The 22,910-nt window shown below is 64.9% G+C and carries 30 protein-coding genes and 2 tRNA genes; 22 read left to right on the plus strand and 10 right to left on the minus strand.

Translation table 11 applies throughout. The annotated features are described in order from the left end of the window. Positions 1–6: 6 nt before the first annotated feature. The gene (locus E3O65_RS05405) at positions 7–246 is read right to left on the minus strand and encodes a hypothetical protein (RefSeq protein WP_134362717.1); all 240 of its coding nucleotides are present in this window, start codon (positions 244–246) and stop codon (positions 7–9) included. 168 nt (positions 247–414) lie between these two features. On the opposite strand from E3O65_RS05405, the gene E3O65_RS05410 reads away from it, so the two are divergent. The 18 genes from E3O65_RS05410 to E3O65_RS05495 all read left to right on the plus strand — a co-directional run bounded on the left by E3O65_RS05410 (position 415) and on the right by E3O65_RS05495 (position 15,254). Continuing rightward, positions 415–1,056, plus strand: a complete 642-nt coding sequence (locus E3O65_RS05410) for a hypothetical protein (protein ID WP_134362718.1) — start codon at positions 415–417, stop codon at positions 1,054–1,056. Positions 1,057–1,077: 21 nt separating this feature from the next. After that, positions 1,078–2,082: a major capsid protein gene (locus E3O65_RS05415; RefSeq protein ID WP_134362719.1), complete on the plus strand. Its 1,005-nt coding sequence runs from the start codon at positions 1,078–1,080 to the stop codon at positions 2,080–2,082. 8 nt (positions 2,083–2,090) lie between these two features. Further along, a complete protein-coding gene (locus E3O65_RS05420; RefSeq protein ID WP_134362720.1) occupies positions 2,091–2,384 on the plus strand; it encodes a hypothetical protein in 294 nt (97 codons plus the stop codon). A 52-nt stretch (positions 2,385–2,436) separates the two neighbouring features. Next, a tRNA-Met gene (locus tag E3O65_RS05425) sits at positions 2,437–2,509 on the plus strand. A 30-nt stretch (positions 2,510–2,539) separates the two neighbouring features. After that, entirely contained in the window at positions 2,540–2,806 is a 267-nt protein-coding gene (locus tag E3O65_RS05430; RefSeq protein ID WP_198411706.1) for a hypothetical protein, read from the plus strand. Between the two features lie 2 nt (positions 2,807–2,808). Then, positions 2,809–3,087, plus strand: a complete 279-nt coding sequence (locus E3O65_RS05435) for a hypothetical protein (protein ID WP_134362721.1) — start codon at positions 2,809–2,811, stop codon at positions 3,085–3,087. A gap of 2 nt (positions 3,088–3,089) precedes the next feature. Beyond that, complete coding sequence (locus E3O65_RS05440; protein ID WP_134362722.1) at positions 3,090–3,509, plus strand: hypothetical protein; 420 nt, start codon at positions 3,090–3,092, stop codon at positions 3,507–3,509. A gap of 9 nt (positions 3,510–3,518) precedes the next feature. After that, positions 3,519–3,860, plus strand: coding sequence for a hypothetical protein (locus tag E3O65_RS05445; protein ID WP_134362723.1), 342 nt, complete (start codon positions 3,519–3,521; stop codon positions 3,858–3,860). A gap of 9 nt (positions 3,861–3,869) precedes the next feature. Further along, the gene (locus E3O65_RS05450) at positions 3,870–4,274 is read left to right on the plus strand and encodes a hypothetical protein (protein WP_134362724.1); all 405 of its coding nucleotides are present in this window, start codon (positions 3,870–3,872) and stop codon (positions 4,272–4,274) included. Further along, a complete protein-coding gene (locus E3O65_RS05455) occupies positions 4,267–4,707 on the plus strand; it encodes a hypothetical protein (RefSeq protein ID WP_134362725.1) in 441 nt (146 codons plus the stop codon). The genes E3O65_RS05450 and E3O65_RS05455 overlap by 8 nt, the downstream gene beginning before the upstream one ends. Positions 4,708–4,781: 74 nt before the next feature. Then, positions 4,782–5,528, plus strand: a complete 747-nt coding sequence (locus E3O65_RS05460; RefSeq protein WP_134362726.1) for a hypothetical protein — start codon at positions 4,782–4,784, stop codon at positions 5,526–5,528. Positions 5,529–5,606: 78 nt separating this feature from the next. Further along, entirely contained in the window at positions 5,607–6,131 is a 525-nt protein-coding gene (locus tag E3O65_RS05465; RefSeq protein WP_134362727.1) for a hypothetical protein, read from the plus strand. 192 nt (positions 6,132–6,323) lie between these two features. Further along, a complete protein-coding gene (locus tag E3O65_RS05470; RefSeq protein WP_134362728.1) occupies positions 6,324–9,242 on the plus strand; it encodes a phage tail tape measure protein in 2,919 nt (972 codons plus the stop codon). Next, positions 9,239–10,102 (plus strand): phage tail family protein, encoded by an 864-nt coding sequence (locus E3O65_RS05475; protein ID WP_134362729.1) that lies wholly within the window; start codon positions 9,239–9,241, stop codon positions 10,100–10,102. The genes E3O65_RS05470 and E3O65_RS05475 overlap by 4 nt, the downstream gene beginning before the upstream one ends. Positions 10,103–10,132: 30 nt before the next feature. Next, positions 10,133–11,152 (plus strand): hypothetical protein, encoded by a 1,020-nt coding sequence (locus E3O65_RS05480; RefSeq protein WP_134362730.1) that lies wholly within the window; start codon positions 10,133–10,135, stop codon positions 11,150–11,152. Between the two features lie 2 nt (positions 11,153–11,154). Continuing rightward, positions 11,155–11,973, plus strand: coding sequence for a hypothetical protein (locus tag E3O65_RS05485; protein ID WP_134362731.1), 819 nt, complete (start codon positions 11,155–11,157; stop codon positions 11,971–11,973). Between the two features lie 6 nt (positions 11,974–11,979). Continuing rightward, positions 11,980–13,197, plus strand: a complete 1,218-nt coding sequence (locus E3O65_RS05490) for a hypothetical protein (RefSeq protein ID WP_134362732.1) — start codon at positions 11,980–11,982, stop codon at positions 13,195–13,197. Then, positions 13,197–15,254 carry a hypothetical protein gene (locus E3O65_RS05495; protein WP_134362733.1) on the plus strand — a complete coding sequence of 686 codons (2,058 nt, stop codon included), beginning with the start codon at positions 13,197–13,199 and terminating at the stop codon, positions 15,252–15,254. The genes E3O65_RS05490 and E3O65_RS05495 overlap by 1 nt, the downstream gene beginning before the upstream one ends. Here the strand turns inward: E3O65_RS05495 and E3O65_RS05500 are convergent, their stop codons facing one another. Both E3O65_RS05500 and E3O65_RS16625 read right to left on the minus strand, forming a co-directional pair. Further along, positions 15,255–15,695 (minus strand): hypothetical protein, encoded by a 441-nt coding sequence (locus tag E3O65_RS05500; RefSeq protein ID WP_134362734.1) that lies wholly within the window; start codon positions 15,693–15,695, stop codon positions 15,255–15,257. A 55-nt stretch (positions 15,696–15,750) separates the two neighbouring features. After that, the gene (locus E3O65_RS16625; protein WP_166785661.1) at positions 15,751–15,897 is read right to left on the minus strand and encodes a hypothetical protein; all 147 of its coding nucleotides are present in this window, start codon (positions 15,895–15,897) and stop codon (positions 15,751–15,753) included. Between the two features lie 165 nt (positions 15,898–16,062). On the opposite strand from E3O65_RS16625, the gene E3O65_RS05505 reads away from it, so the two are divergent. From E3O65_RS05505 to E3O65_RS05515, 3 genes are read left to right on the plus strand one after another with little or no spacing between them, the layout of a single operon-like run. Beyond that, positions 16,063–16,317, plus strand: a complete 255-nt coding sequence (locus E3O65_RS05505; RefSeq protein ID WP_134362735.1) for a hypothetical protein — start codon at positions 16,063–16,065, stop codon at positions 16,315–16,317. Continuing rightward, complete coding sequence (locus tag E3O65_RS05510; protein ID WP_134362736.1) at positions 16,314–16,928, plus strand: hypothetical protein; 615 nt, start codon at positions 16,314–16,316, stop codon at positions 16,926–16,928. The genes E3O65_RS05505 and E3O65_RS05510 overlap by 4 nt, the downstream gene beginning before the upstream one ends. Continuing rightward, a complete protein-coding gene (locus tag E3O65_RS05515; protein ID WP_134362737.1) occupies positions 16,925–17,239 on the plus strand; it encodes a hypothetical protein in 315 nt (104 codons plus the stop codon). The genes E3O65_RS05510 and E3O65_RS05515 overlap by 4 nt, the downstream gene beginning before the upstream one ends. Before the next feature lie 65 nt (positions 17,240–17,304). Here E3O65_RS05515 and E3O65_RS05520 read toward each other — a convergent pair whose 3' ends face one another. From E3O65_RS05520 to E3O65_RS17555, 4 genes are all read right to left on the minus strand, one after another. Next, positions 17,305–17,661 (minus strand): hypothetical protein, encoded by a 357-nt coding sequence (locus E3O65_RS05520; RefSeq protein WP_134362738.1) that lies wholly within the window; start codon positions 17,659–17,661, stop codon positions 17,305–17,307. A 795-nt stretch (positions 17,662–18,456) separates the two neighbouring features. Further along, positions 18,457–18,906 carry a hypothetical protein gene (locus tag E3O65_RS05525; protein WP_134362739.1) on the minus strand — a complete coding sequence of 150 codons (450 nt, stop codon included), beginning with the start codon at positions 18,904–18,906 and terminating at the stop codon, positions 18,457–18,459. 300 nt (positions 18,907–19,206) lie between these two features. Then, the gene (locus E3O65_RS05530; RefSeq protein ID WP_134362740.1) at positions 19,207–19,644 is read right to left on the minus strand and encodes a hypothetical protein; all 438 of its coding nucleotides are present in this window, start codon (positions 19,642–19,644) and stop codon (positions 19,207–19,209) included. 283 nt (positions 19,645–19,927) lie between these two features. After that, positions 19,928–20,146 carry a helix-turn-helix domain-containing protein gene (locus E3O65_RS17555; RefSeq protein WP_134362741.1) on the minus strand — a complete coding sequence of 73 codons (219 nt, stop codon included), beginning with the start codon at positions 20,144–20,146 and terminating at the stop codon, positions 19,928–19,930. A gap of 76 nt (positions 20,147–20,222) precedes the next feature. On the opposite strand from E3O65_RS17555, the gene E3O65_RS05540 reads away from it, so the two are divergent. Next, positions 20,223–20,489 carry a helix-turn-helix domain-containing protein gene (locus tag E3O65_RS05540; RefSeq protein WP_134362742.1) on the plus strand — a complete coding sequence of 89 codons (267 nt, stop codon included), beginning with the start codon at positions 20,223–20,225 and terminating at the stop codon, positions 20,487–20,489. 85 nt (positions 20,490–20,574) lie between these two features. Here the strand turns inward: E3O65_RS05540 and E3O65_RS05545 are convergent. The 3 genes from E3O65_RS05545 to E3O65_RS05555 all read right to left on the minus strand — a co-directional run bounded on the left by E3O65_RS05545 (position 20,575) and on the right by E3O65_RS05555 (position 22,881). Further along, a tRNA-Thr gene (locus E3O65_RS05545) sits at positions 20,575–20,650 on the minus strand. Between the two features lie 47 nt (positions 20,651–20,697). Beyond that, the gene (locus E3O65_RS16970) at positions 20,698–21,336 is read right to left on the minus strand and encodes a TetR/AcrR family transcriptional regulator (protein ID WP_198411705.1); all 639 of its coding nucleotides are present in this window, start codon (positions 21,334–21,336) and stop codon (positions 20,698–20,700) included. Between the two features lie 45 nt (positions 21,337–21,381). Beyond that, entirely contained in the window at positions 21,382–22,881 is a 1,500-nt protein-coding gene (locus E3O65_RS05555; protein WP_134362760.1) for an alpha/beta hydrolase, read from the minus strand. Between the last annotated feature and the right edge of the window lie 29 nt (positions 22,882–22,910).

Here is a 22,910-nt window from a genome sequence, read left to right on the forward strand (position 1 = left end):
CGGACCTCAGCCGCGGGAGAGAGACACCGCCACTGCAACAACGGCAATCACGGTGCTCACGATTGATAGCCAGAACGAGGCGGTTGCGAGGCGGTTGCTTGCGGCTGTCGAACGATCTCGCGAACGGCGCTCCAGCTCATCCATCCAGTAAGCCGTTCCCACGGATGTGCTCTTCGCGACGGCATCGTGCTCGGCAATAACTTCTGCATCGCTCATGGCGTGCAGGGATTCGATGGATTGGCTCATGTCGATCACCATATCGACGTCAAACGACAGAAGTTCCGCCTGGCGCGCTCGCCACCCACACACCCACCCCGCTCTGCCTGTACAGGGCGGGGTGGGGATCAACGACCGGCGCAGGGCCGGGCGTACCGCTGGCAGAGGCCAGCACCCCACGAGCTGGAGGCTCACCGCATGTTCAAGCACCTCGCACACCCCGCCGCCCGCAACAGCGACGGCATGGCCATCATCGGCCGCACACTCCACGACCTGCGCGGCATCCGCTTCGGCGAGGGCGAGGGTGGCAACACCCCGCCGCCCGCCGCTCCCCCGGTTGCAGCCCCAGCACCCGTCGCGGCCCCGCCCACACCTGTCGCACCGCCTGCAACCCCGGCGCCGGCTGCACCTGCTCCGGTGAACTACAACGGCGACCCCGACAAGTACGTGCGCGAACTGCGTGAGGAAGCCAAGGGCTACCGCATCGCATCCGAGACGGCCGCCGCATCCCTCGCCACCGCCAACGCCGAGCGTGACGCTGCCGCCTCGGCCCGGGACGAACTCGCCCGCACGAACCGCCTGATCCTCGCCGCCCCCAAGCTGGGCGCCAACGCGGATCTCCTGCTGGACTCCTCCAGCTTCACTAAGACTTTCGCCGCCGTCGACCTGAATGATCAGGCCGCCGTGAACCAAGCGATCACAGACGCGCTCGAGAAGAACTCGGCGTTTCGGTCCGGACCTGCACTCCCCGCCTCGAGTGGCGGCGGACACCAGGGCGGCCACCCATCCGCAACGCCAACCTCCCTCGAAGCCGCTGTGAAAACAGCGCTCGGCGGGTAACCGAACTACTAAGGAGCCACCATGGCTATTTCCCTTGCTGAGGGCAAGAACAACGCCTCCACTGACCTCGACCTGTCGGTGATCGACGAGTTCCGCAAGACCGGTGTCATCCCCGACTCGCTGATCTTCGACGACGTCGTGAACCCGGCCGGCGGCGGCGACACCCTCGCCTACGGCTACCGGCGTCTGATCACCCAGGCGACCGCCGACACTCGCGCGATCAACAGCGAGTACACCGACCAGAACGTGACCACCACACCGTACGTCACGAGCCTCGCTGTCATGGGTGGCTCGTTCGGCGTCGACCGCGTGGTTGCGAAGCTCGGTGCCGCGGCATCCGGCAGCATCACGCTGAACATCGCCCAGAAGGTGAAGTCGACGAATGCCAAGTTCGCCGACCTCGTCATCAACGGCGACACGGCGACCGACGCCAACGGCTTCGATGGCCTCGACAAGGCGCTCGTGGGATCCTCCACCGAGTTCCGGTCGGCACTGGTCACGAACTGGACGGACTTCGACACGAACGCCCGGGCCGAGCACAAGGCGCTCGACGACATCGACGAATTCCTGGCCCTGCTCGATGGTGCCCCCTCGGTCATCATCGGCAATGCGAAGGTTCTGGCGCGCGTGCGTGCTGCGGCCCGTCGCGCCGGCCAGTACACGAAGAACCCCATCGAGGGGCTCCTCAACGCGAACGGCCGCCCGGTCGTTCGCGAGTCGTACGGCGACATCATCTTCGCTGACGCAGGTGACAAGGCTGGCACCTCCAGCCCCATCATCCCCATCCGTGCGGCCACCGTCGCCACCGTCGCACAGACCGGCCTGACCGACCTGTACGCCTACCGTGTCGGCCTCGACGGCTTCCACGGCATCTCCACCATCGGCGGCTCCATCGCCTCCGTGTGGCTGCCCGACTTCACGACCGCCGGTGCGGTCAAGCGCGGAGAGGTCGAGCTCGGCCCGATCGGTGTCGCGCTGAAGGCAACCAAGGCCGCCGCCGTGTGGCGCAACATCAAGGTCCAGTAGGAGGACACATGGCAACCATCACTACCCCCGTCAAGGGGTTCAACGGCAAGGTCGTCGGGGTCGTCTTCACAGATGGCGTCGGCGAAACGAAGGACGAGGCTGCGCTCGCGTACTTCGGCCGTCAGGGCTACACCATCGAGGAGGGCGCGGCAGAGGCTGTCGTCATCCCCGAGGGTGAGCCGTCGCTCGAATGGACCGCCGCCCAGCTCAAGGCCTACGCCGTGAGCAAGGACATCGACCTGGGCGACGCGAAGAACAAGCCCGACGTGCTCGCAAAGCTCGTCGTGGTCCCCGCGGAGTAGTCCGCACCCGCTGGTCCCGAGGCGTCTTCCACCGCTTCGGGGCCGGCACCCCCGCTCTCTAGCTCAGTCGGCAGAGCGCGCGGCCCATAACCGCGATGTCGCAGGTTCGAACCCTGCGGGAGCGACAACCCCACACTCAACCCAGGAGGTCCACCGTGGCACCGAAGTACCGCAAGAAGCCCGTCGTCATCGAGGCCATGCAATGGACCAACTGCGACGTGCAGGGTGCTGCATCGACTCTCGCGTGGATTCGCAGTCACGGTGGGGTGTGCACGTTCACCCCGGTCGGTCGCAAGATCATCATCGAAACGCTTGAGGGTCCGATTACGGCGAGCCTGAACGACTTCATCATCAAGGGCGTCCAGGGCGAGTTCTACCCGTGCAAGCCGGACATCTTCGCTGCGACCTACGAGGAGGCCTGACCATGGCGCGCATCAAGCACCCGAACCCGCAGCAGGGCACGTTCACCGACCGGATCGGCGGTGTCGTCTTCCGTGACGGGTACGCCGAGGTCGACCTGACCGAAGACCCCAACTTGCGCGACGCCTACCTCATGCACGGCTACGAGGTCGAGGAAGTGTTCAACGTTGAAGTCGACGGCACCCCGGGCGCACTGCCCCTGGCCGTCGAGGGCGACAACATCGAGCAGGAGTCGGCTGGGGTCAGGCGCAACCACCCCGCCGGGCGCGGCCGGAAGTCCTGACCATGGCCCAGCGCGTCTACGCCACGGCCATCAACTACGCGGCCGTCGCCGAGGACCCTTTCGAGGGTGACGCCGGCAAGCTCGGCAAGCGGCTCCGCTCCGCATCCATCGAGGTCGAGAAGCTCACCCGCCTAGCGGTCTACACCACGGACGTGGACGGCTACCCCACGGATGCCGACGTCTCCGACGCGTTCACCGAAGCCACGTGCGCCATCGTCGAGCACTGGGAAATCACGGATGACCCCACCGGCGCCGAATCCCAGCAGGGGGCGGTGAAGATCGGCTCCGTGTCGCTCGGCACCACATCATCGTCGGCGGCTAACGAATCCGTGCTGGAGAAACTGACCAAGCGCATCGGTGAGAAGGCCGTCGACATCCTCACGAACGCGGGCATCCGGTCCTCGCTCATCAACCACCGGTAGGAGACGCCCATGGCCCGCCTGCGCGCCCGACACCTTCCCCACCGCATCGACATCACCCGGCTCACCGGCGAGGGCGCAGAGGGGGCAACGTGGGCCGCTCCTGACCTGACGCGGCCCGCGTACGTGGAGCAGAAGGCGAAGCTCATCGTCGACCGACGCTCCACCTCGCCGACCGCAGGCCAGGAGGTCACCTCGAGCGCGTTCCTCGTCATCCTCACCGATGACGACGTGCTGCCCGGCTCCCTCATCACCGTGTTCAAGGGCACCGCGCGAGAGCGTCAGGCCGAGGTCATCGACTCCGCGTTCTTCGACTACCCGCGCACCCCGTCGCACGTCGAGCTCTACCTGTAGGAGGTCACCATGGCGACAAGCATGCGCGCCACCATCAACATCGCCCGCGGCATGGACGGGGCGATCGCGGAGATCCTGCTCGGCGCGGTCAAGGGGCAGAACCTCGCGGCTGAACGCCTCCTCGCGCTCTCCGCCGCCGAAGCACCCCTCGACAGCAACAGTGGCGGCACCCTGATCGCATCCGGCACCGTCGTCCCCGCTGCTGCGGTCGGTGACGACAGCCTCGTCACCTACGACACCCCCTATGCGGCGCGCTGGCACGAGGACCAGGAACTCGTCGACAACCTCGGCCGTCACTATATGGGCGACTCGAACTTCCAGAACGGCCGGAAGTCGCACTACCTCGTCGACCCTGCCCGGGAGAACAAGGCCGAACTGATCGCGATCGTAGCCGCGGGGGTGAAGCGTGGCTGACCCCGAATCCTATGCGGTCACGTTCAAGCGGGTGCTCGCCCAGTACCTCGAAGATCAGGGTCTTGGCGCGTACCGGTCAGACGGCAGCGTGTACCTGGCCACCGAGCGCGGCATTTACACGAACGGGCCCACCACCCCCACCGCCACCGGGTCGGACAACTGCATCGTGCTCACCTGGCTGAAGCCCGACCCGGACGGCCGCGCCAACATGCTCTACCGCGTGCAGGTGTACTCCCGGATCAAGGGCAACACCATCGCCGCCGAGAACCTTGCCGGGGCCATCACGAAGGCGCTCGACCAGAAGGCGAACATCCCCGCCGGCGAGCACGTCGCCTGGGTTGAACTCGTCTCGGAACTGCTCGTCACCGCCGACACTTCCGGGCGGTGCGGCACCTTCCAGACGTTCACGTTCCAGGGCCGCCGCCCGCAGTAACCCACCCCCTCACACTCCCCACGCCCGTGGGGTTCGTCGGCGCGCCCGACACCACCCCCAATTGGAGACAACACATGCCCACAACCATTTTTGACGCCGAGGTGCCCACCGCTGGCACCATCGCACTCGCCCATGAAGAGATCCTCCGCATCAAGCGGTCCGGGTCCTTCGAAAACGTTGCTGGCGACATCAACGCCCTCGTCAACACGCCAGCCCCCATCACCGTCGCCCGCGAGGCCTACGGGCTGAAGGGCACCGACTCAGTCTCGGTCATCGGCTACAACCAGGTCATCACGTTCACCGCTGAAGGCATCCGCGACAACCTGGGTCGCATCGCGCAGCCGTGGCTCGTGGCCCTGCTCAAGATCGCCCGCTCCACCGGTGCCGCGAACAAGGTGTCCGCGCAGACCTTCGACGCGAAGGACGAGAACCTGATCGCCCTCGAGGGTTCCTACTCGGTGACCGCGGTGAAGTCCACGACCGGGTTCAAGGACAAGTTCGTGTGGGCGTTCACCCTCACCAATGACGGGCCGGTCGTGGAGATCCCCTCCCCGATTGCCGGCACGGGCGTCCCGGTGCTCGACTCCGCGCTGCCCAGCGGGGCCGTCGCCTCGGCGAACATCTACGTCCGCGGCTACAACGTGGGTGCGATCACCGCAGCGACCATCGGCGGTGTCGCGGTCACGTCGATCAGCCAGATCCCGAACGAGCCGAACATCGTCGTGCTTGAGGTGCCCGCGGGCGCTGCAGGGTCGGCGCCGCTCATCCTCACCAACGCGGTCGGGGCCAGCGCCAGCTTCCCGTACGTCCGCGGCGCGTAGCACCACCCACCCGGCGGTCGGCCCACGCTGGCCGCCGGGCACCACCTCATTACCCAACCTCTGCAGGGAGACATCATCATGACCACCGCAAACCTCGTCGGCCGTAACCTCGTGCTGAACATCGACGGCCTCGAAGAGCCGTTCATCATCGTCCCGCTCGCTGGCCGCCGCGGCCAGGCGCTCACGGCCACGTTCCTAAACATCGCCATGGGTGCGATCAGCCCCATGAGCATGGACGATGCCCTCGCCGAAGCCGCCGGACCCGGCATGTACGACCGGGTACGCGACGAACTCACCCTCCACGAGGGCGAGTCGGTGCTCCTCGCAGCCTTCTACTGGCAGACGGTCCTCGGCATGGACGGCGTCAACGCCTACCTGAACGCAGGTGAAGGTCTCGCCGGGGCAAAAAAAGCACTCGAGCTCCTGATCCTGGCTTTGGGGATCTCTCCAACGCAGACCGCGCCCAGTGGGGTCTTGGAGAGCCTGATCCCGAAACTGGCACCTACCCCGCCTACCGGCAGGGCTACTACGACGCTCGACAAGCTGCCGGCCGCGAAGCGCTCACAGCCACGCAAGCCGAAGACGGGCAAGCCCGCAGCGTAACCGGCGTCGAACTGTGGGGCCTTGTGCTCCCGCAGCTTTTCGGTGAGGTCGAACTCGATCTCGCACAGCACGGCCTCATCACGGACCTCGACCGCGCCCTCGACACGAGGACGTGGCATTACGTCCGTTCCGCCATCCACCGCCTCATCGACGCCGACACGGCGTCATGGCTACAGAAAGAGGTGATGGCGCATGTTCGAAGCAGGCGCACTCGGCTTCCGCATCCAGATGATCGGCTCGGAGGTCTTCAAGAAAGACGCGAGGTCAGCGGATGACGCTGTAAAGGCCCTCGGTGAGTCTGCCGAGAGGACCGCAAAGAAGGTCGCCCCGACCGGGGAGGCACTCGACAAGACCGGCAAGGCTGCGAAGGATGCGAAAGCACCCGTCGAGGACGCCGGCAAGGCCACGAAGAAGCTCGGTGACGAAGCCGACACCGCAGCACCCAAGGTCAAGAAAACCTCAGAGTCCGTCGAGGATCTGAAGCGGAAGTCTGACGATGCCGCCCAGACCATCGGTGTTGCAGCGGTCGGCATTGGCGCGGCTGTCGTCGCTATGGCTGGCATCTCAGTCAAGAAGTACGCCGAATTCGGGCAGGCAATGTCACAGGTCGGCGCTGCGTCCATGGCGTCTGCTGAGGACCAGAAGGCACTGGGCGAATCAGCCCTTGAAGCGGGCGCATCCTCGGTGTTCTCGGCCACTGAAGCGGCCAACGCCCAGGTGGAACTTGCCAAAGCTGGACTGGCAACGTCCGACATTCTCGGCGGGGCGCTCGTCGGTTCCCTCGCCCTCGCCGCTGCAGGTCAGCTCGGCGTGGCCCGGGCGGCGGAGATCGCCGCGACCACCCTGACCGTGTTCAAGCTCAAGGGTGACCAGGCCGGGCATGTCGCCGACCTGCTCGCTGCGGGCGCGGGCAAAGCTCAGGGTTCCGTCGATGACCTCGCGCTCGGCCTCGACTACGTCGGCGTTACCTTCGCCCGCCTGAACATCCCCCTCGAGGACACCGTCGGGACCCTCGCACTGTTGGCCTCAAATGGCCTGCTCGGCGAGAAGGCAGGCACCGGTCTGCGCTCGGTCATATCTTCCCTGACGGCCCCGGTCGCCAAGGGCGCCGAGGTGATGAAGCAGTACGGCATCAACGTTTTCGACGCACAGGGCAAGTTCATCGGCATGGCCGGCGTCGCCGAGGAGCTGAAGACCGGACTCGGGGGCCTCGACGAACAGACCCGCTCCGCTGCCCTCGGCGCCATCTTCGGCGCTGAAGCGGCATCCGCTGCAGGCATCCTCTACGCCTCCGGGGCCAAGGGCGTCGAGGAGTGGACCGAGAACGTCGACGATCAGGGCTACGCCGCCGAACAGGCACGAATCGCCACGGACAATCTCACCGGGGACATCGAACGCCTCGGCGGATCGATGGACACCGCACTCATCAAGACCGGCTCCCTGGCGAACGAGGCTTTGCGCGAGATGGTGCAGATCCTTTCCGGACTCGTCGACTGGTACGGCAACCTCGACGAGGGGGTGCAGGGCACCGTCCTGTGGCTTGGTATCGGCACCGGCGCAGCCCTGCTGCTCGGGGGGACATTCCTACTCGCGGTCCCGAAGATCGTGGCGTTCCGCGCTGCATTGACCACCCTGAACACAACCATGAAGGGCACCGCCATCGCCGGCGGCGTCATCGGTCTCGCACTGACAGCGATTCTTCTGGTCCTCGCAGCAGTTGGTGGGGCGAATGCGGACGCTGCGGCAAAGACGCAGGCCTACGGCGACACCCTCGACACCGTCAGCAAGAAGATCACTTCGAGCACGCGCGACATGGCCAAGGCCAACCTCGCCGCCGAAGAGAGTTTCCTGTGGCTCAAGTCTGACTCGACCTACGACGCCGCCGAGAAGCTGGGCATCGGCCTCGACCTGGTGACCGATGCGGCAACCGGAAACGTCGGTGCGCTCAAGAGCCTGCAGGAAGAACTCGACGTCGGAGAGATCGGTTCCAAGCGGTACAAGAAAGCGATCGAGAACTCAGGCCTGAGCGCATCAGACTTCGCCCTCGCCCTCATCCAGGTGCGCGACGGAGTGACTGGTGAGAACGAATCCATCGAGGAGGCGATCCGTCTCGCCGAGCAGAAGCAGGGCGTTGACGGCGAAACTATCGACGGGAACGCTGGCGTCGGTGAATCCTACGATGCAGTCACAGAGTCCGTGGACGCTGTCATTACCTCGGTCGTGGACTTGGCCGCCGAGCTCGACGAACTCAACGGGAAGAACCTCGACGCTCGGGAAGCTGCGCGCCAGCTCGAATCAGCCTACGACGACTTCGACGCGGCACTGAAGGAGAACGGACCTTCGCTCAACGAGTTCGGGACCGACCTCGACCTGACGACTGAGAAGGGCCGGGAGAACCAAGCCGCACTCGACGCGATCGCTGCTGCTGCAAGCGCGGCCGGTCAGGCTGTTGTGGACTCTGGTGGGTCGTACGGCGATTACCGGGCATCACTGGAAGCCAGCAAGGCACAGATCGACCAGCGGATTGCCGACCTTGGCATCACGGGCGAGGCGGCACAGGACCTCAGCGACAAGATCCTGCACATCCCTACCAAGGCTGAGTTCACGGCCTACGCCGACACTCAGGCGGCGACGGAAAAGGCCGCGGCGTACAAGCGCCTGTTGGATAGCATCCCCCGGAACGTCGCAACGTCGTATGCGATCGACTCGGGAACCATCGGCGGCATCCCACGGCAGACGTTCAATCAGGCTGACGGCGGGGTGGTGTCCTACTTCGCGAACGGCGGAGAGCACCACGTCGCTCAGATCGCAAAGGCCGGCGCAATGCGGGTCTGGGCAGAGCCGGAAACGGGCGGCGAGGCCTACATCCCCCTCGCCGGCGCGAAGCGGGGCCGCTCCACAGCGATTCTCGCTGACGTCGCTGACCAGTTCGGTTACCAGCTGGTGCCGGTCGGCGCGCAGTCGTTCGCTGACGGAGGTCGGCGCGGCGGCCGCCAGGCGCCCACCTCGGGGGCGAGCGTCATCCAGCACATCACCACCCCACCGAATGAGGACCCGCGGATCCTCGCGGCCCAGATAGCGCGCGAGTTCAAGAAGGCGGTCGCAGGATGACGACATTCACCATCGGCGGGCTCACCGCCGAAGACGGCGAAATGGACAGATCCCGGGGGCGCATCTACTTCAGCGACCTAGGCGACTGGTACTCCGGCGCCGAATCGAAAACGGACATCAACGAGCGCGCGCAGGGTGACGGTGCACACGGCATCGACGTCGACCTGCGCGGCTCGGCCGCTTTCACATTCACCGGCTGGTACGAGGGCGACACGTGGGCGGACGTGCTCACGATGATGGACCGGTTCAAGCAGGCCACCATCACGAGGCGCACCATTCCCGTCTCAGTCGAGGACGAACTCGGCGTCACGTCCCGGATCGTGTCAGTGCGAGCTGCCCCGCTGCGGGAGGACAAGTTGGCGCGGGCGTTCGATTTCGCCATTGACATGCACGCTCTTGACCCGCTTCGGTACGGTCCGGCGGTTTCCGTATCTACCGGCCTCCCGACGGCGGGCGGTGGCATCACTTTTCCGATCACGTATCCGATCAGCTACGGCACTCCGGGTGATCCTGGCCGCGTCACGGTGAGCAACCCGGGCACGGCTCCCACGTACTCGATCTTGGAGATCACGGGCGGCATGTCAGGTGGGTTCGAGCTGACGGAGGTCACCACGGGCCGCACGTTGCGGTTCGAGCGTCCGATCCCGGATGGTTCGACCATCTACCTGAATCCGCGCACGGGCATGGTGTCGATGGACGGGCCGTCGGATGTGTCCCGGTACCTGAGCCGTTCAGAGTTCTGGTCGGTTCCGGCTGCAGTCGGCGACGTTCCTGGCATGCGTGAGATTCAGTTCAATTCCCTGGGCATCGTCACCGGCACCCCCACTCTCAAGGCGATCACCGCGCCGGCGTTCTGGTGACTTCCCCTCTTCTACCGTTTGGAGTTTCACATGGCACTAACTGACGCATTCCCCGGAGCTCCCGGCGTTGCTGATTCCGTTGACCTCCGCAAGGGGCTTGCCGGGCTGATCGTGCGCGACACGGCAGGCAACGCCCGCCCGGGCATCTTCCCCCGGCACACGAACGCGCTGGTCACGGCCCGCGCCGACATGATGCTCGATATCGCCGCATTCGAGGGTGCGGCGGTTCGCGGCGGTGGGCCCCTCTTCATCGCCAACGCCGGCATTGACCAGTCGCCCGTGCTGGCGAATGCACCCGCGGCGAATTCTCGCATCGATGTTCTGTATTTCAAGCAGAACGAGAACGGCTACAACGGTTTCGCAGACGGCACGATTACCCCCATCTTCGGCATCGTCACCGGTGCCGCGTCGGGAATCCCCGCGAAGCCGTCCATTGCAGGCATCGCGGGTGCTGTGGAGTTGGCGACGATCACGGTCCCGTCGACTGCCACGGCCACGAACTCGGGCGGCGTGGTCATCACGCAGTCGTACCAGTTCACGAGCACGTCGGGCGGTCTGCTCTGGTTCCGAACTTCCACCGAGCGCGATGCGTTCGCGGCCCCGATCGGGCTTCACTGCTTCGTCCTGTCAGACGGTGTCGAGCATTCCCGTGGCGCGTTGGCTTGGCGGAATGCTTCGGGCGGGCGGATTGGCGTGAACCGCCGACTGACCGAACTTGTATTGAGTGACGCATGGACGGATGTGTGCACGGTCAGCGCAGTTAGCTCCGGAGGGCCTTGCTCTGCTGACTGGACCATGCTGTTCATCAACGGCAATTCGGGTGCAGATCGGACGCTGAATACCCGCATCGTGTGCGATGGCGTTCTGATCGGTGTGGAGGTTCCGTACAACGCACCCCTGACGAATGGCACCACTGGTCTGGGTGCTGCATTCAGCGCAGAGTCCACTCCTAGTGCCGGGGCTCACGTGTGGAAGTTGCAGGCTGCTGGTGTGGGTACGGCTAATGCCGTCCTCTCCAAGCGGGCCGCGCTGACGGTCACGGAGCACTGACCATGACAAACACCCCAGCCGAGTTCATCGCCTACTGTCTCGCCCACCCACAGGACCGTGACGGTTCGACGTGGGACCAGAAGTGTGTCGCCCTCGTCTTCCGGGCGGGCGGATTCACGGACTCCCGCAACTCGGCATATCGGGCCGCACTCGCCACCGAAGCCGCCGGGCACAAGCTCGACACAACCACCCCGCTCGACAGGCTGCCGGCCGGCTGGTTCGTCTACTTCGATAAAGCCGGCCCGGACAACGGGCACATCGGCATGACCACCGGCAACGGCCAGTTCGGGTCAGCCAACTGGCGGGCGAAGGGCTGGGGAACCGCACTGGGCCAGATGTCCATCCAGTTCTACATCGACTCTGGCGCTCGCTATATGGGCGCATCCCCGTACTTCATCAACACCACCTTGGACCTAAGCGGGCTTGCCTCGCTGGACCTCACCCCTGTCATAGAAAAGAGACGCCCCATGTCCGCACTGATCCGCAACTATGACGGCTCGATTGGCCTTGTCACCGAAGACGGCGAATTGATCCCCCTGGCGAGCATGACGGAGGTTGACTCACTCCGTGCCACTGGCATTGTCGGTGACTTCGTGCAGATGCCGGACGGGCTGATCTGGAACACGCTCACGGCGATCACGGGCAGGAAGCTCGTACAGCGGTCAGGAAACCCTGACGCTACGGCTGCTGCTCTCGCGCCCCTGCTCGTCTCAGCGGTCGTCGCCGGGCTTGCTGGCACGGGTTCCGGGCTGACTGAGGAGCAGGTGGCACAGGCGACCGAGGCTGCTGTGCGCGCCGTGTTCGCTGACGCGGCCAAGTAGCCGGCCGTGACCAGCTACTTCATCGGGGACCTCCGCTCGGGCCCCATCGCCGTGCGCAACCTGGCCCCGACCTCTGGCCCATGGTCTGATCGGCTCGGCGCGCCACAATCCGTCGACGTGACCTTGAACATGAACTCTCCCGAGATCCGCACCTTGGACCTGCGAAACGTCGCAACGGAGGCGAAGGCATATCTGGGCGTCGAAGAGGGCGGCGTGATCATGGCGTGCGATCCGATCTGGACCCGCAACTACGACCGTGACGCCGGCACACTGAAGCTCGGGGCGCTCGGCTGGGGGTCGTACTACAACCACCGGCTGATCCTGCCGCTGCTCGCGAAAGTAATCGGACTGAACCAGTGGACGGTCCCTGATCCTGAGAACCCGGCGAAGACGATCCCTAACCCGCTGCTGGCGACGGTGATCAACGGCGTCAGCCTGGGCACGAGGGCTAAGCGACTCCTGCAGCAGGCTCACCTGTGGACAGGTGGGGCGCTCCCGATGGTCTTTCAGGCTGATGAGGCCGACGACCGCACGAAGACGTATGACGGCACCGATTTCAAGTCGGTGGGCGAGGCCATCAAGCAGATCTCCGAGATGGAGAACGGCCCAGAGATGCGTTTCGAGTCACGGTTCACCGCCGACCGGCGCGGGGTCGAGGTGCTCTTTCGCACGGGCACTGTCGCACAGCCGCTCCTCACGTCGCAGTCAGTGCCCATGTGGGATGTCACCGCGCCCCAGTCGGCAGTGTCCAACTTCAAGACGGACTCAGATGCTTCCGATATGGGTTCGCTGGCGTGGCAGACAGGCGGGCGGCAGGCTGACACGGTTCTGGTCGCTCGCGCCTATGACCCTGCGCTGGTGGATGCGGGCTATCCGCTGATGGAGCGGTTCGATTCGTCGCACTCGTCGGTGGAGATTCAGGGCACCCTCGACTCCTACGCCGCTGACAATATGGCTTCGGGCCGGTATCCAACGGAGGAGTGGTCATTCATTGCTCAGGCGCGCCCGGTTGATGCTGATGGTTTCCCGGCTGGCCCGTTCGTCGGCCAGTACTCGACCGGTGACTATGCCGACCTGAAGTTTGCGAAGTTCGACCCGGAAACAAACGCCGGCGACCCGTACCTCCAAGCGGGCGGCACTTCCCGGCACCGCATCGTCGGCCTGTCCGGGGATGAGAAGGGCGCATCAATCAACGTTCAATTAGCTCCAAAGGTAGGTATCTGATGGGCATCTACAAGCCCCCCGCTGGCGACGGTTTGCAAGTTCTCGTGGACAAGTTTGACAAGCTAGAGTCCCGGCTGCGCGAGCTGGAGCGCCCTTCCGGTACCCAGATCCAGTCGACCTCGGGGACGGCTCAGGCGGCCGTCGTGCACGCTGCTACCGCCCAGACGGCCGCCGACGCAGCTGACACGAAGGCTGTTCAGGCGCAGTCGTCTGCGGCCACGGCGCAGGTTGACGCTACGGCCGCACAGGTCTCTGCTGTTGCTGCCCAGTCTGCGGCTGTCGCGGCTCAGGGGGCAGCGGACACTGCGGTTTTGAGTGCGGCCGCTGCGGACGCGAAGGCAGTCGCAGCAAACAGCGCGGCGGGGACTGCGCAGACCGCAGCTAGCAGTGCCATCTCAGCAGCGTCGGCCGCTGACGCGAAGGCGGCTACCGCGCAGGGCCAGGCGGACACCGCGACGACCAATGCGGCGGCGGCGAGCTCGGCGGCGGCATCTGCTCAGTCGTCGGCCAACACTGCCACGACGAACGCGGCGACGGCTCAGACACAGGCCGATACTGCCAAGTCAGATGCGGCGACCGCCCAGACCAAGGCAAACCTCGCCGACACGAATGCCGCTGCTGCAGCGGGCATCGCAAATGCGAAAGCCGTGGTGCTGTACCAGACCGCCGCCCCGGGGGTAGCGTTCCAGAACGCGCTCACGCTGTGGATCGACACGACCAGCAACCTGAACACCCCGAAGAAGTGGGTGTCCGGGTCCACTTGGGCGGCCGTGACCGACAAGGTCGCCACGGATGCAGCCAGCGCGGCCACTGCGGCGGGCTCTGCCGCGTCGACAGCGCAAGGGCAGGCCAACACTGCGACTACGAATGCGGCGACCGCACAGACTGCAGCAAACACCGCGCAGGGCCAGGCGGACACCGCGACGACCAATGCGGCCAACGCGCAAACGCAAGCGAATACTGCAACGTCGAACGCGGCCACGGCGCAGACCGCTGCGAACACGGCAGATGGGAAGGCTGTCAGCGCACAGACCGCAGCCAACACGGCGCAGACTGCCGCGAACAACGCCGCTACCGCCGCTGCCGCCGCTGACGGGAAAGCCGTCACCGCGCAGACCACGGCGAACGGGAAGAACAAAATCATCTTTTCGACCGCGGCCGCTTCTGGAACGGCTTACGTCGAGGGCGATACGTGGTTCAAGACGACCGACGCCTTGATCACCGGGCAATGGGTGTTCACCTCTGGGGCGTGGGCTGCACGCACCATCGACAACGCGGTAATCGCGAACCTCGACGCGGGGAAAATCTCGACCGGGTTTCTTGCTGCCGCGCGTATTGCAGCGGGAACCATCTCGGCGGCAATGATCAGCGCTGGAGCCATCGACGGAAAAACGATTACCGGCGCAACCGTGCAAACCTCTGCGAGCACAACGGTCGCCAGGATCGTCCTCACAGCAGGCATCGGTATCGAGTCATTCGCCGGCGGTGTCAGCTCCCCTTACGCCAAGCTGAACGCTGCTGGTCTGGCATTCAAGGCCAACCCGGGGCAGGCCACGAACGACCTGACCATCGATAGCACCGGCATTACGTTTGGATCCAACGCCCTGGGCCGCATCGACGGAAGTGTAAATTTCGGCGGCAAGGTGACGGGTGCGGGAATACGGCGGATCCTCGGCGAGGGCTGGCGACTGTTCTCTGATGCCCAATATCTGGCAACGACGGCAATGGCGGATATCCCGTTTGTCACTACGACTGTTGTGACCGATGGAAGCCAGCAGGTGACGATCGAAGGCAGCGCGCTCATCAAGGATGGCAACTCGGGCTCACTCCGGCTTGCCTCAATGCAGGTGATTTGCGACGGTGCTGTAGTTGGGGAACGGCTGACCGACATTGTCATCACCAACCTGCCCGGGCAATCTCCCGCGTGCACCGCGAATATCCGGGTCCGACACACGCCTACCGCGGGGTCGCACGTCTACAAGTTGCAGGGCATGTGCAAAGACGCGTCTTCCATTTTCATTCGTCAGGCAGACATCATCGTTTCATCGCACTCGTGACTAGTTCGCCACACAGGAGGTGGGAACGCCCTGCTCGTTGATCCATCCGGGGGCGAATCCGGGGTCACAGGTGAACGTCGGGTTTGTCATCCACTCATCGAATGGGTTGACAGTCGGGGTTGCTGGGGCGGCGGGGGCAACGTCGACGGGCGGGGAACCGTTGACGGGCGGGGCCGCGGGAGATGGCGCGGCTTCCGGCGGGGTGACGACCTCCACCGCATCGGTGGTGTCTTCCACTTGGGCGTCGGCGTCAACGGGCGCGGGCTCGGCCTCTGCGTCCGCCTCGACCGGAATGATCTCCGGTGCAGCCGGCGTGGGCGTCCACGTGCGCTCCACAGCGACACCGGTCCGGTGAGCCCCGGCCGGCACCGCAACCTCCCCGCACCCGGTCAGCGACACGGCAACGACAACGGCAACAACGGCACCCCAGAAAGTCTTCATAGGTCAGACTCTAGAGGTGTATATACACCTCCGTCTAGCCGGACCTACCCCCATTTCAGGGAGACGCTACGTACTCCTCCAGGCCTCGGACGATCACAGCGGTGAGCGTCTCTCCGCGCTCGGCCGCTTTCGCTTTCGCCGCGGCCTTCAACTCTTCCGGAATCCGGGTTGCCGTGATCGGTGTCTTCGGCTGATTCGGCATGCCCGCATTCTCACACAAACCAAGGAGCACCCATGGCCTGCTGCCACGATCCGCATTCAACGTGCCCACGTGGCCCATCTTGCGATACCAACACCTGCGAGCTCGTGAGTGGCTGACAACGGGCCCGAACCCACACCGTGGGAACTCATGCGAGGGCTAACTCGTGTGGAAGAAGCCATCCACCAGCTCGGCGGCAAAGTCGTCTCGCTCGAGCTATACACCGCCGACCAGCTGCGCGTCAGCTCCCGGCTCCGCGACCTCGAAACCGGCATCCGGGATTCGAAGACCGCCGAGACAGCCGCTGAGAACCGCGCCGACGACCAACGCACCCGCAACCGATGGACGGTCATCGCCCTGGTCGGCGGCCCGTTCATTTCGGCGATCGTCGTTTTTCTGATTCAAGGAGGTTTCCGCGTATGACCGCACGACGAGGCGTAGGCCCAAATATCGTGACCCTGCTCGCACTCATCGGCGTGCTCGGCGCGCTGGTGTTCCTGATGGGCACCGTTGACCGGCAAGGCCGAGAGTTGACCGCGGTCTCCGCGAGCAACGATGCCCTGCACTCGCAGGTGGAAGACGCGGGCGAAACCCCGGTCGCCCCACTCGCCAAGGCAGTCACGGGGCAGGCGGGAGAAGCCGGGGCAATGGGATCGATAGGCAAGCCGGGGCGTGATGGTCCCGCACCGACCTCGGAACAGGTGGCGTCGTCCGTCGCCGCGTTCTGCGCACTGCGCCTGGACTGTGCCGGGGCGGCAGGCCCAATCGGCCCGGTTGCCCCGCCCCTCATTCCGAGGGACGGCATCGATGGCGTGGATGGGGCAGACTCCACCGTCCCTGGTGACAAGGGCGCGACTGGTGCTGACTCCCAAGTCCCCGGCCCGACCGGCACCGGTATCGCGTCCATCGCCTGCCAGGACGACGGGTACTGGCTCTTCACCCTCACCCAGCCCGACAACACCACAACCACCCTGACCGTCGCCGGCCCCTGCCGCGTCGACCCAACCACCCCACCCGAAGGAGCCACACCATGACCGATCTCTTTGTCCCCATCCATGACCGTGCAATCGCCTACATCCGCACGTTCGTCCCCCTGGTTATCGGCTCAGCCCTCGGCTGGGCGCTGCTCACGTTCACCTGGCTCGGCGACTTCCTCAGCTCGGCCGCCACATTCCTGCCCCCGGACGTGTCGCCGCGCGTGCTCCTGAACGCCGCGGCTACCGCCGCAGTCATCGCCCTCTACTACTGGGGCGCACGGCAGCTCGGCAAGCGCTGGCCCAAGGCGGAGAAGTGGCTGCTCGGCTCAAGTGCTGTCCCTACCTACACCGCCAAACACACCGCGTAACCCTTTGCACGACAATGGCCCCGGCCGTCCTCTTCGGAGGGCGGCCGGGGCCATTTTTTGCTGAGCTAGTTGTAGGCGAGTTCTCTCTGGACTACAGGCACGTTCGCTACGGACTCTCTGAACCTGAACCGCGTTTTCTTGCTCGGGTGGCTACCGATTGCAATGAGGAACATACCCATCGATAGGTCCTCATTGACTTCCATTTCAGGCCCGACGGCTTCTGTGTCATCGCTGTCCATGACGACGAGTGAAAAATTCCTCGCGAACGCGACGGCAACGTTTGCATGACCGCCGATAGAACGAACCCGAAGAACGACGTCGCTCACATGTTCATACGGCATAGCAACAACCAACGGCTGGCTACCGTCCTCCGCACGGAACGGGAGAGTCACGCGGTGCTGACCGACGGCAATTGTCTTCATCACACGGCGTGTGGCATCGTCGCGATTCATCGAGTTGTTCCGACTTGTCATCGCCGTGCCCTTCGCTCGGTATAGGTGTCGTGGATCGCATCGTACGACGTTCCAAACGATTCTTGCACGTTTTGCTGTGAATATATGGGTTGAATTATCACGGGGTCAATCGCTCCGTGTAGGCCGTCATGCCTATGAACGTTGTTATGACAGCAGTCGATAGAGGCAATCTCTTGCCAATTGCCGGAACCGTTACGCTCAGTGTAGATCACGGCGTAGCTGACAAGTTGACCGTTCCACTCAACCCGACGCATGGTGATCCGACTGAGCTCATCGAGCTGGACAGGAACGACGGACTGCTCGCACTCCTCTACCGGAGGAGGGTCCCACAGCTCGCTGGGCGGGATGGCTGCAACCGCGCGCCGTGCGCGGCGCTCATTCGCAGCTACTTGATCCTTTCTCGCCATAGTTCCCCAACCCTACTGCGCTCGTGCCGCCAGCTTGCACACCCACGGGCCCCCTAATGGGACTCGCGCCGACGTAATGGACCTCTCCGCCAACTGAGGACGCGCGCGACGCTTGGCCACGGTACTGCAGGTCTGGTTCGGCCCAAGTTAGGCCTGAGGTTTCACGCACTCGTGGTTATCGCGTGAGTACCGCAGTGCGGCACGACGGGCACACCCAGTACGGGTGGGTGGTCGTGCCGCCGGCCACGCAGCTCGTCAAGCAGTTCGGGCAGTGCGGCGGATCTATGGTGTCGAGGTCGTCATCCATGCCGGGGAGTGTACGCCGCGGTCCTGTCAGCTAGTCACAGGTGGTCTTGATCAGGCTGAGCAGCGAGGCGAGTTGCCCGCCGGAGAGGTTCGGCACCGTGCCGCCTTCGAACCGTGCTTCCATGTTCAGGATGATCGTCGTGCTGTCCTTCCCGTCCTCGATGTCCAGGCAGACGTTTGCAGCGCGGCCTAGTGATCGCTCGCGGGCTAGGCCTGGGTCTATCGTGCCGAGGGCTGCGAGGAATACCGCGTCGTCGTAGCTTGCGTCGGATGCGTCGGCCGGTGTTGCCGCCGCGGCGGGTGCTTCCACGACTGAGGGGATATCTGTCGGCCATGGCGTCGGTGACCACGTGGGGGTGGGGCTGATGGTGGGTGTGGGTGCCGCCGTGGCCGTTGTGTCCACGGCGATCTCGCTCGGTTCCGCTGAGCACCCGGCCAGCAGTAGAACGGTTGCGGTGATGGCGACGGCGCGCAGCTTCATGGTTCCCCTGTTCGATATCGGGAGTCTATCGGCGGCATGCTCGCGCCCACCGTGCTCGGCGCCATAGCCTTCCCTCACCCGACTCCGCGACCCTCCCCCGCCGCGGGTGGCGGGACCTCGCTCAGCGCGTGAGTACCGCAGTTCGGCACGACGGGCACACCCAATAGGGATGCGTCGTCGTTCCGCCCGGTGCGCAAACAGTCAGGCATGCTGGGCAATGCGGGGGGTCGATCCATGCGAGGTCATCCATGCCCGGGAATGTATGACCTGGCGCCGCCACCCGCGAGAGGCCCGTCGAATTCAGTAGCGGCTCAGGTACTGCTCCGTCATCAGATTGATGTTGGCAACGCGGGGAATCGCGTCCTTCCACCGGCCGTCACCGCACGCAGAATATGCTTGCGACAGATCATCCAGCATGACATTGAGGTAACCCTGCTGCTCCTCATCGGGCATGTCTGTCTGGCTCAGCAAATCCCACGACGTTCCGAGCGAATCGCAGGCAGCGTCCGTGCTTCCGTTCATCAGGATGTCATCTGTCGAGTCGTAGAGGTCGCTGACGTTCGTCGCCACACCCTCTTCGCTAATGTCCGGCAACGGTTCATCGTGGCCGTCCGCTTCCCACATCTGCTCCCGGACGTGGAGCGCCTCGGCCGCCTTGTCCCTGGCGCTATCGGCCGCCGACGTGCACCCGGTGAGCAACAACAGCGCACTCGCACAGGCGATCAGGACAAGTTTCATGGTTCCCCCATTGTTGGCTTGAGCCTATCGCCGGCCGTGACAAGCAGGAGACACCGGCTCGGCCCGCGTAGCACTGAACGCGTTGTCGAGGGTGACCGGCAGCCTGCTCAGGATTGTTGCCACCATCAGCATGGTAACGGGGAGCGAGATATCCACGCCGAGGTGCGCATCGAGACCCTCACGATCGGTGATCCCAATCCCCCTTGCCGCTGCCTCAACCACTGCTGAATCCAAAACGATAATAGACAACTGAACCCCGATCCCCTGCGGCCTGGGGAAACCGCTATTCCGCTCCGAGAAGCGAGTCGATGGCAACTCCAAGAGCGGCTGCGATCTCATCCAGTGTGTCAACGTCGATTGCCGTGTCGCCTGAGAGCATTCTTTCGAACGAAGCCAGCGGTACACCCAAAGACCCGGCGAGGCGCTCGCGCGTCCACCCTTGACGGGCGATCTCAGTATTTACCGAGTCCGCCACCAGAAGGCGACGTTGCCGCTTCTCCATACTTCGAGCGTAGTTCAAATGAACTCTCCGCGCGATGGAAACAGGTGTTGCGCACTGGGCGCGATAGTTTCGAGCAGTGCCGTCCGGAGGAACAACTCAGCCTGGGCCGCTGTCAGTCGCCGTCGCCGAGATCCTGCGCCGCGAGTTCAACCGGTCCGACTTCGTGTCGCAAAAGGCGCTCGGCGCGGCCGTCGGAATCTCTCAGTCGCAGATGTCAAAGCACCTGCGCGGGGAGCGCGTGCTCGACGTCGACCAGCTCGATGCACTCTGCGACGCCCTAAATTTGCAGATCGTCGACGTCGTGCGCTCAGCACAAGCTGCGGCGCGTCGACGCCGGCGTTGATCCTCTTCGGAACCATAGGGTGCAGCATAAGGTGCATCTCCACCGGGGGCCCGCCATCCGATGCCCCCGGATGCCAGTGTTTATATGGAGCCGCCTATCAGAATCGAACTGATGACCTTCTCATTACGAGTGAGACGCTCTACCGACTGAGCTAAGGCGGCGTCACGATTCTTCCTCTCGGAAAACCTCGGTGACACAGCTACCAAGCTTAGCCGGTCTTGAGCGTCATCTCGTACAGGTCGGCAAAGGATGCTGTGACGTGCTCTGCCAGGGGCCGGGTCACATCCGAGTCGGCCCAGCATCGCCAGGCGTGGCGCAGTGCGGCCACGGCCACCAGGGTGAAAAGCAGTGCGCGCTGTTGCAGCTGCACCGAGTCGGCGCCGAGTTTCGGGTGGTCGGCGACGAAGCGGCGAGTGATGATCTCCTGCAGCCGGCCTTCGAAATTGCGCAGGGTGGCCATCCGCATCCCGAACAGATAGGGGTTCTCCTTCATCAGCTGGCGGCGCAGCTGGTGGATCTCCCGGTCACCCTCGGTGCTCCGGAGGCTGTCCGAGAGCAGCATGGCCAACTGGGCCAGCATGTCCCCCTCGGGTCCGCCGTGCACGAAGGCATCGATCTGCGGCTCGGAGGCGAGGTCGAGTTCGTCGCCGACGAGCGCGGCATCCTTGGAGGAAAAATAGTTGAAGAAGGTGCGCGGCGAAACGTCGGCCTCCCGGCTGATCTCCTCCACGGTGACCTTCTCGAGGCCCCGCTGGCAGGAGAGCGTGAGCACGGCACGCTGAATTGCACGACGCGTGGCGAGCCGCTTGCGTTCGCGCAGGCCCGGTTCTTCGTGATGCACCGACATGCCTCAATTCTTACACAGTGCGCAAATCTGCAGTCAGACGGATGCTCAGCACTTGGGGTCGGCGGTCGGCACCGTGCCCTTCAGGAGGTAGTCGTCGACGGCTGAGTTCACGCAGGCGTTCGATTTGTTGTAGGCGGTGTGCCCCTCACCCGTGTAGGTGACGAGCTGGCCGCTGTCGAGCTGCTCCGAGAGGTTCTCGGCCCACACGTAGGGCGTGGCCGGGTCGTTCGTGGTGCCGATGACCAGGATCGGGTCGGCCCCTTCGGCCGCGATGGCGGTGCGCTCACCCTCGAATTTATAGGGCCAGTTCGCACAGCCGATGTCGCCGTAGGCCATGTACTTGCCAATGGTCGGGGCCGCCAGTTCGATCTCGGCGGCCTGCGCGCGCATGGACGCCGGATCGTCGTTGTAGCTGTAGTCGACGCAGTTGATGGCCATGAACGCCTCGGTCGCGTTGTCGCTGTAGGTGCCGTCGGCGGAGCGGCCGTTGTAGCCGTCCGCGAACTGGAAGGCCAGGTCGGCGTCGCCGCGCAGCACGCTATCGAACATCTCGCTCAGGTTCGGCCACGCGGCGGCCTGGTAGAGCGGGTAGATGATCGCGGTGAGCAGCGAATTCGCGCCAAGTCGGCGACCGTCGGTGGCCGAGATCGGGCTCACGTCGACCGAGGCCAACAGGGCGCCGATGGTGTTCATGGCGTCGTCGACGGTGCCGTCGAAGGGGCACTCCTCCCCTGCCAGGCAGTCGGTGAGATAGGAGCGCAGGGCGTTCTCGAATCCGGTGGCCTGAACCCGGGTGACGTCGGCGTTCGTGGTGGCCGGGTCGAGCGCGCCGTCGAGGGCGAGTCGGCCGACCCGGTCCGGGTAGAGGTCGGCGTAGGTCGCGCCGAGGAACGTGCCGTAGGAGTAGCCGAGGAAGTTGAGCTTCTCGTCGCCGAGTGCCGCGCGCAGCAGGTCGAGGTCGCGGGCGGCACTGATGCTGTCCACGTGCCCGAGCAGCGCGCCGGTGTTCTGCTGACAGGCGGCGCCAAAGTCCGCAGCGGCGGCGGCCAACTCCTGGATCCAGGCGTCGCTGCCGCGCTGCGTGGCCGGGAGGCCGTAGAGGTACTCGTCCATTTCGGCTGGTTCGTAGCAGCTCACCGCCGAGGAACGGCCCACCCCACGCGGGTCGAAGCCGACGACGTCAAAACCGGCCTGCAGCTTCGCATCCGTTGCATAGTCGAGGGAATCCTTGACGAAGTCGTAGCCAGAGCCACCGGGGCCACCGGGGTTCACGAGCAGGGAGCCGACCCGGCTGCCCGTGGCAGGATGCCGCACCAGGGCCAGGTCTACCGTGTCGCCACTGCCTGGGTCGGCCCAGTCGAGTGGCGCGGAGGCCGTGGTGCACTGCAGCCCGGAGCCGCAGTCCTTCCACTTGAGCACCTGGTCGTAGAACGGTTCGAGGTCGGCGCTGACCTTCTCCCCGGTGGGAACCGAGGTGGATTGGGCCTGCTGCGGCAGAAACAGCGATACGCAGCCGCTCAGCGCCATCGTGAGCACCAGGGCCATGGCCGTGGCCCGGGCTCGCACCGACAGGG

It is taken from the genome of Cryobacterium breve (assembly GCF_004402375.1).
Taxonomy (GTDB): Bacteria; Actinomycetota; Actinomycetes; order Actinomycetales; family Microbacteriaceae; genus Cryobacterium; species Cryobacterium breve.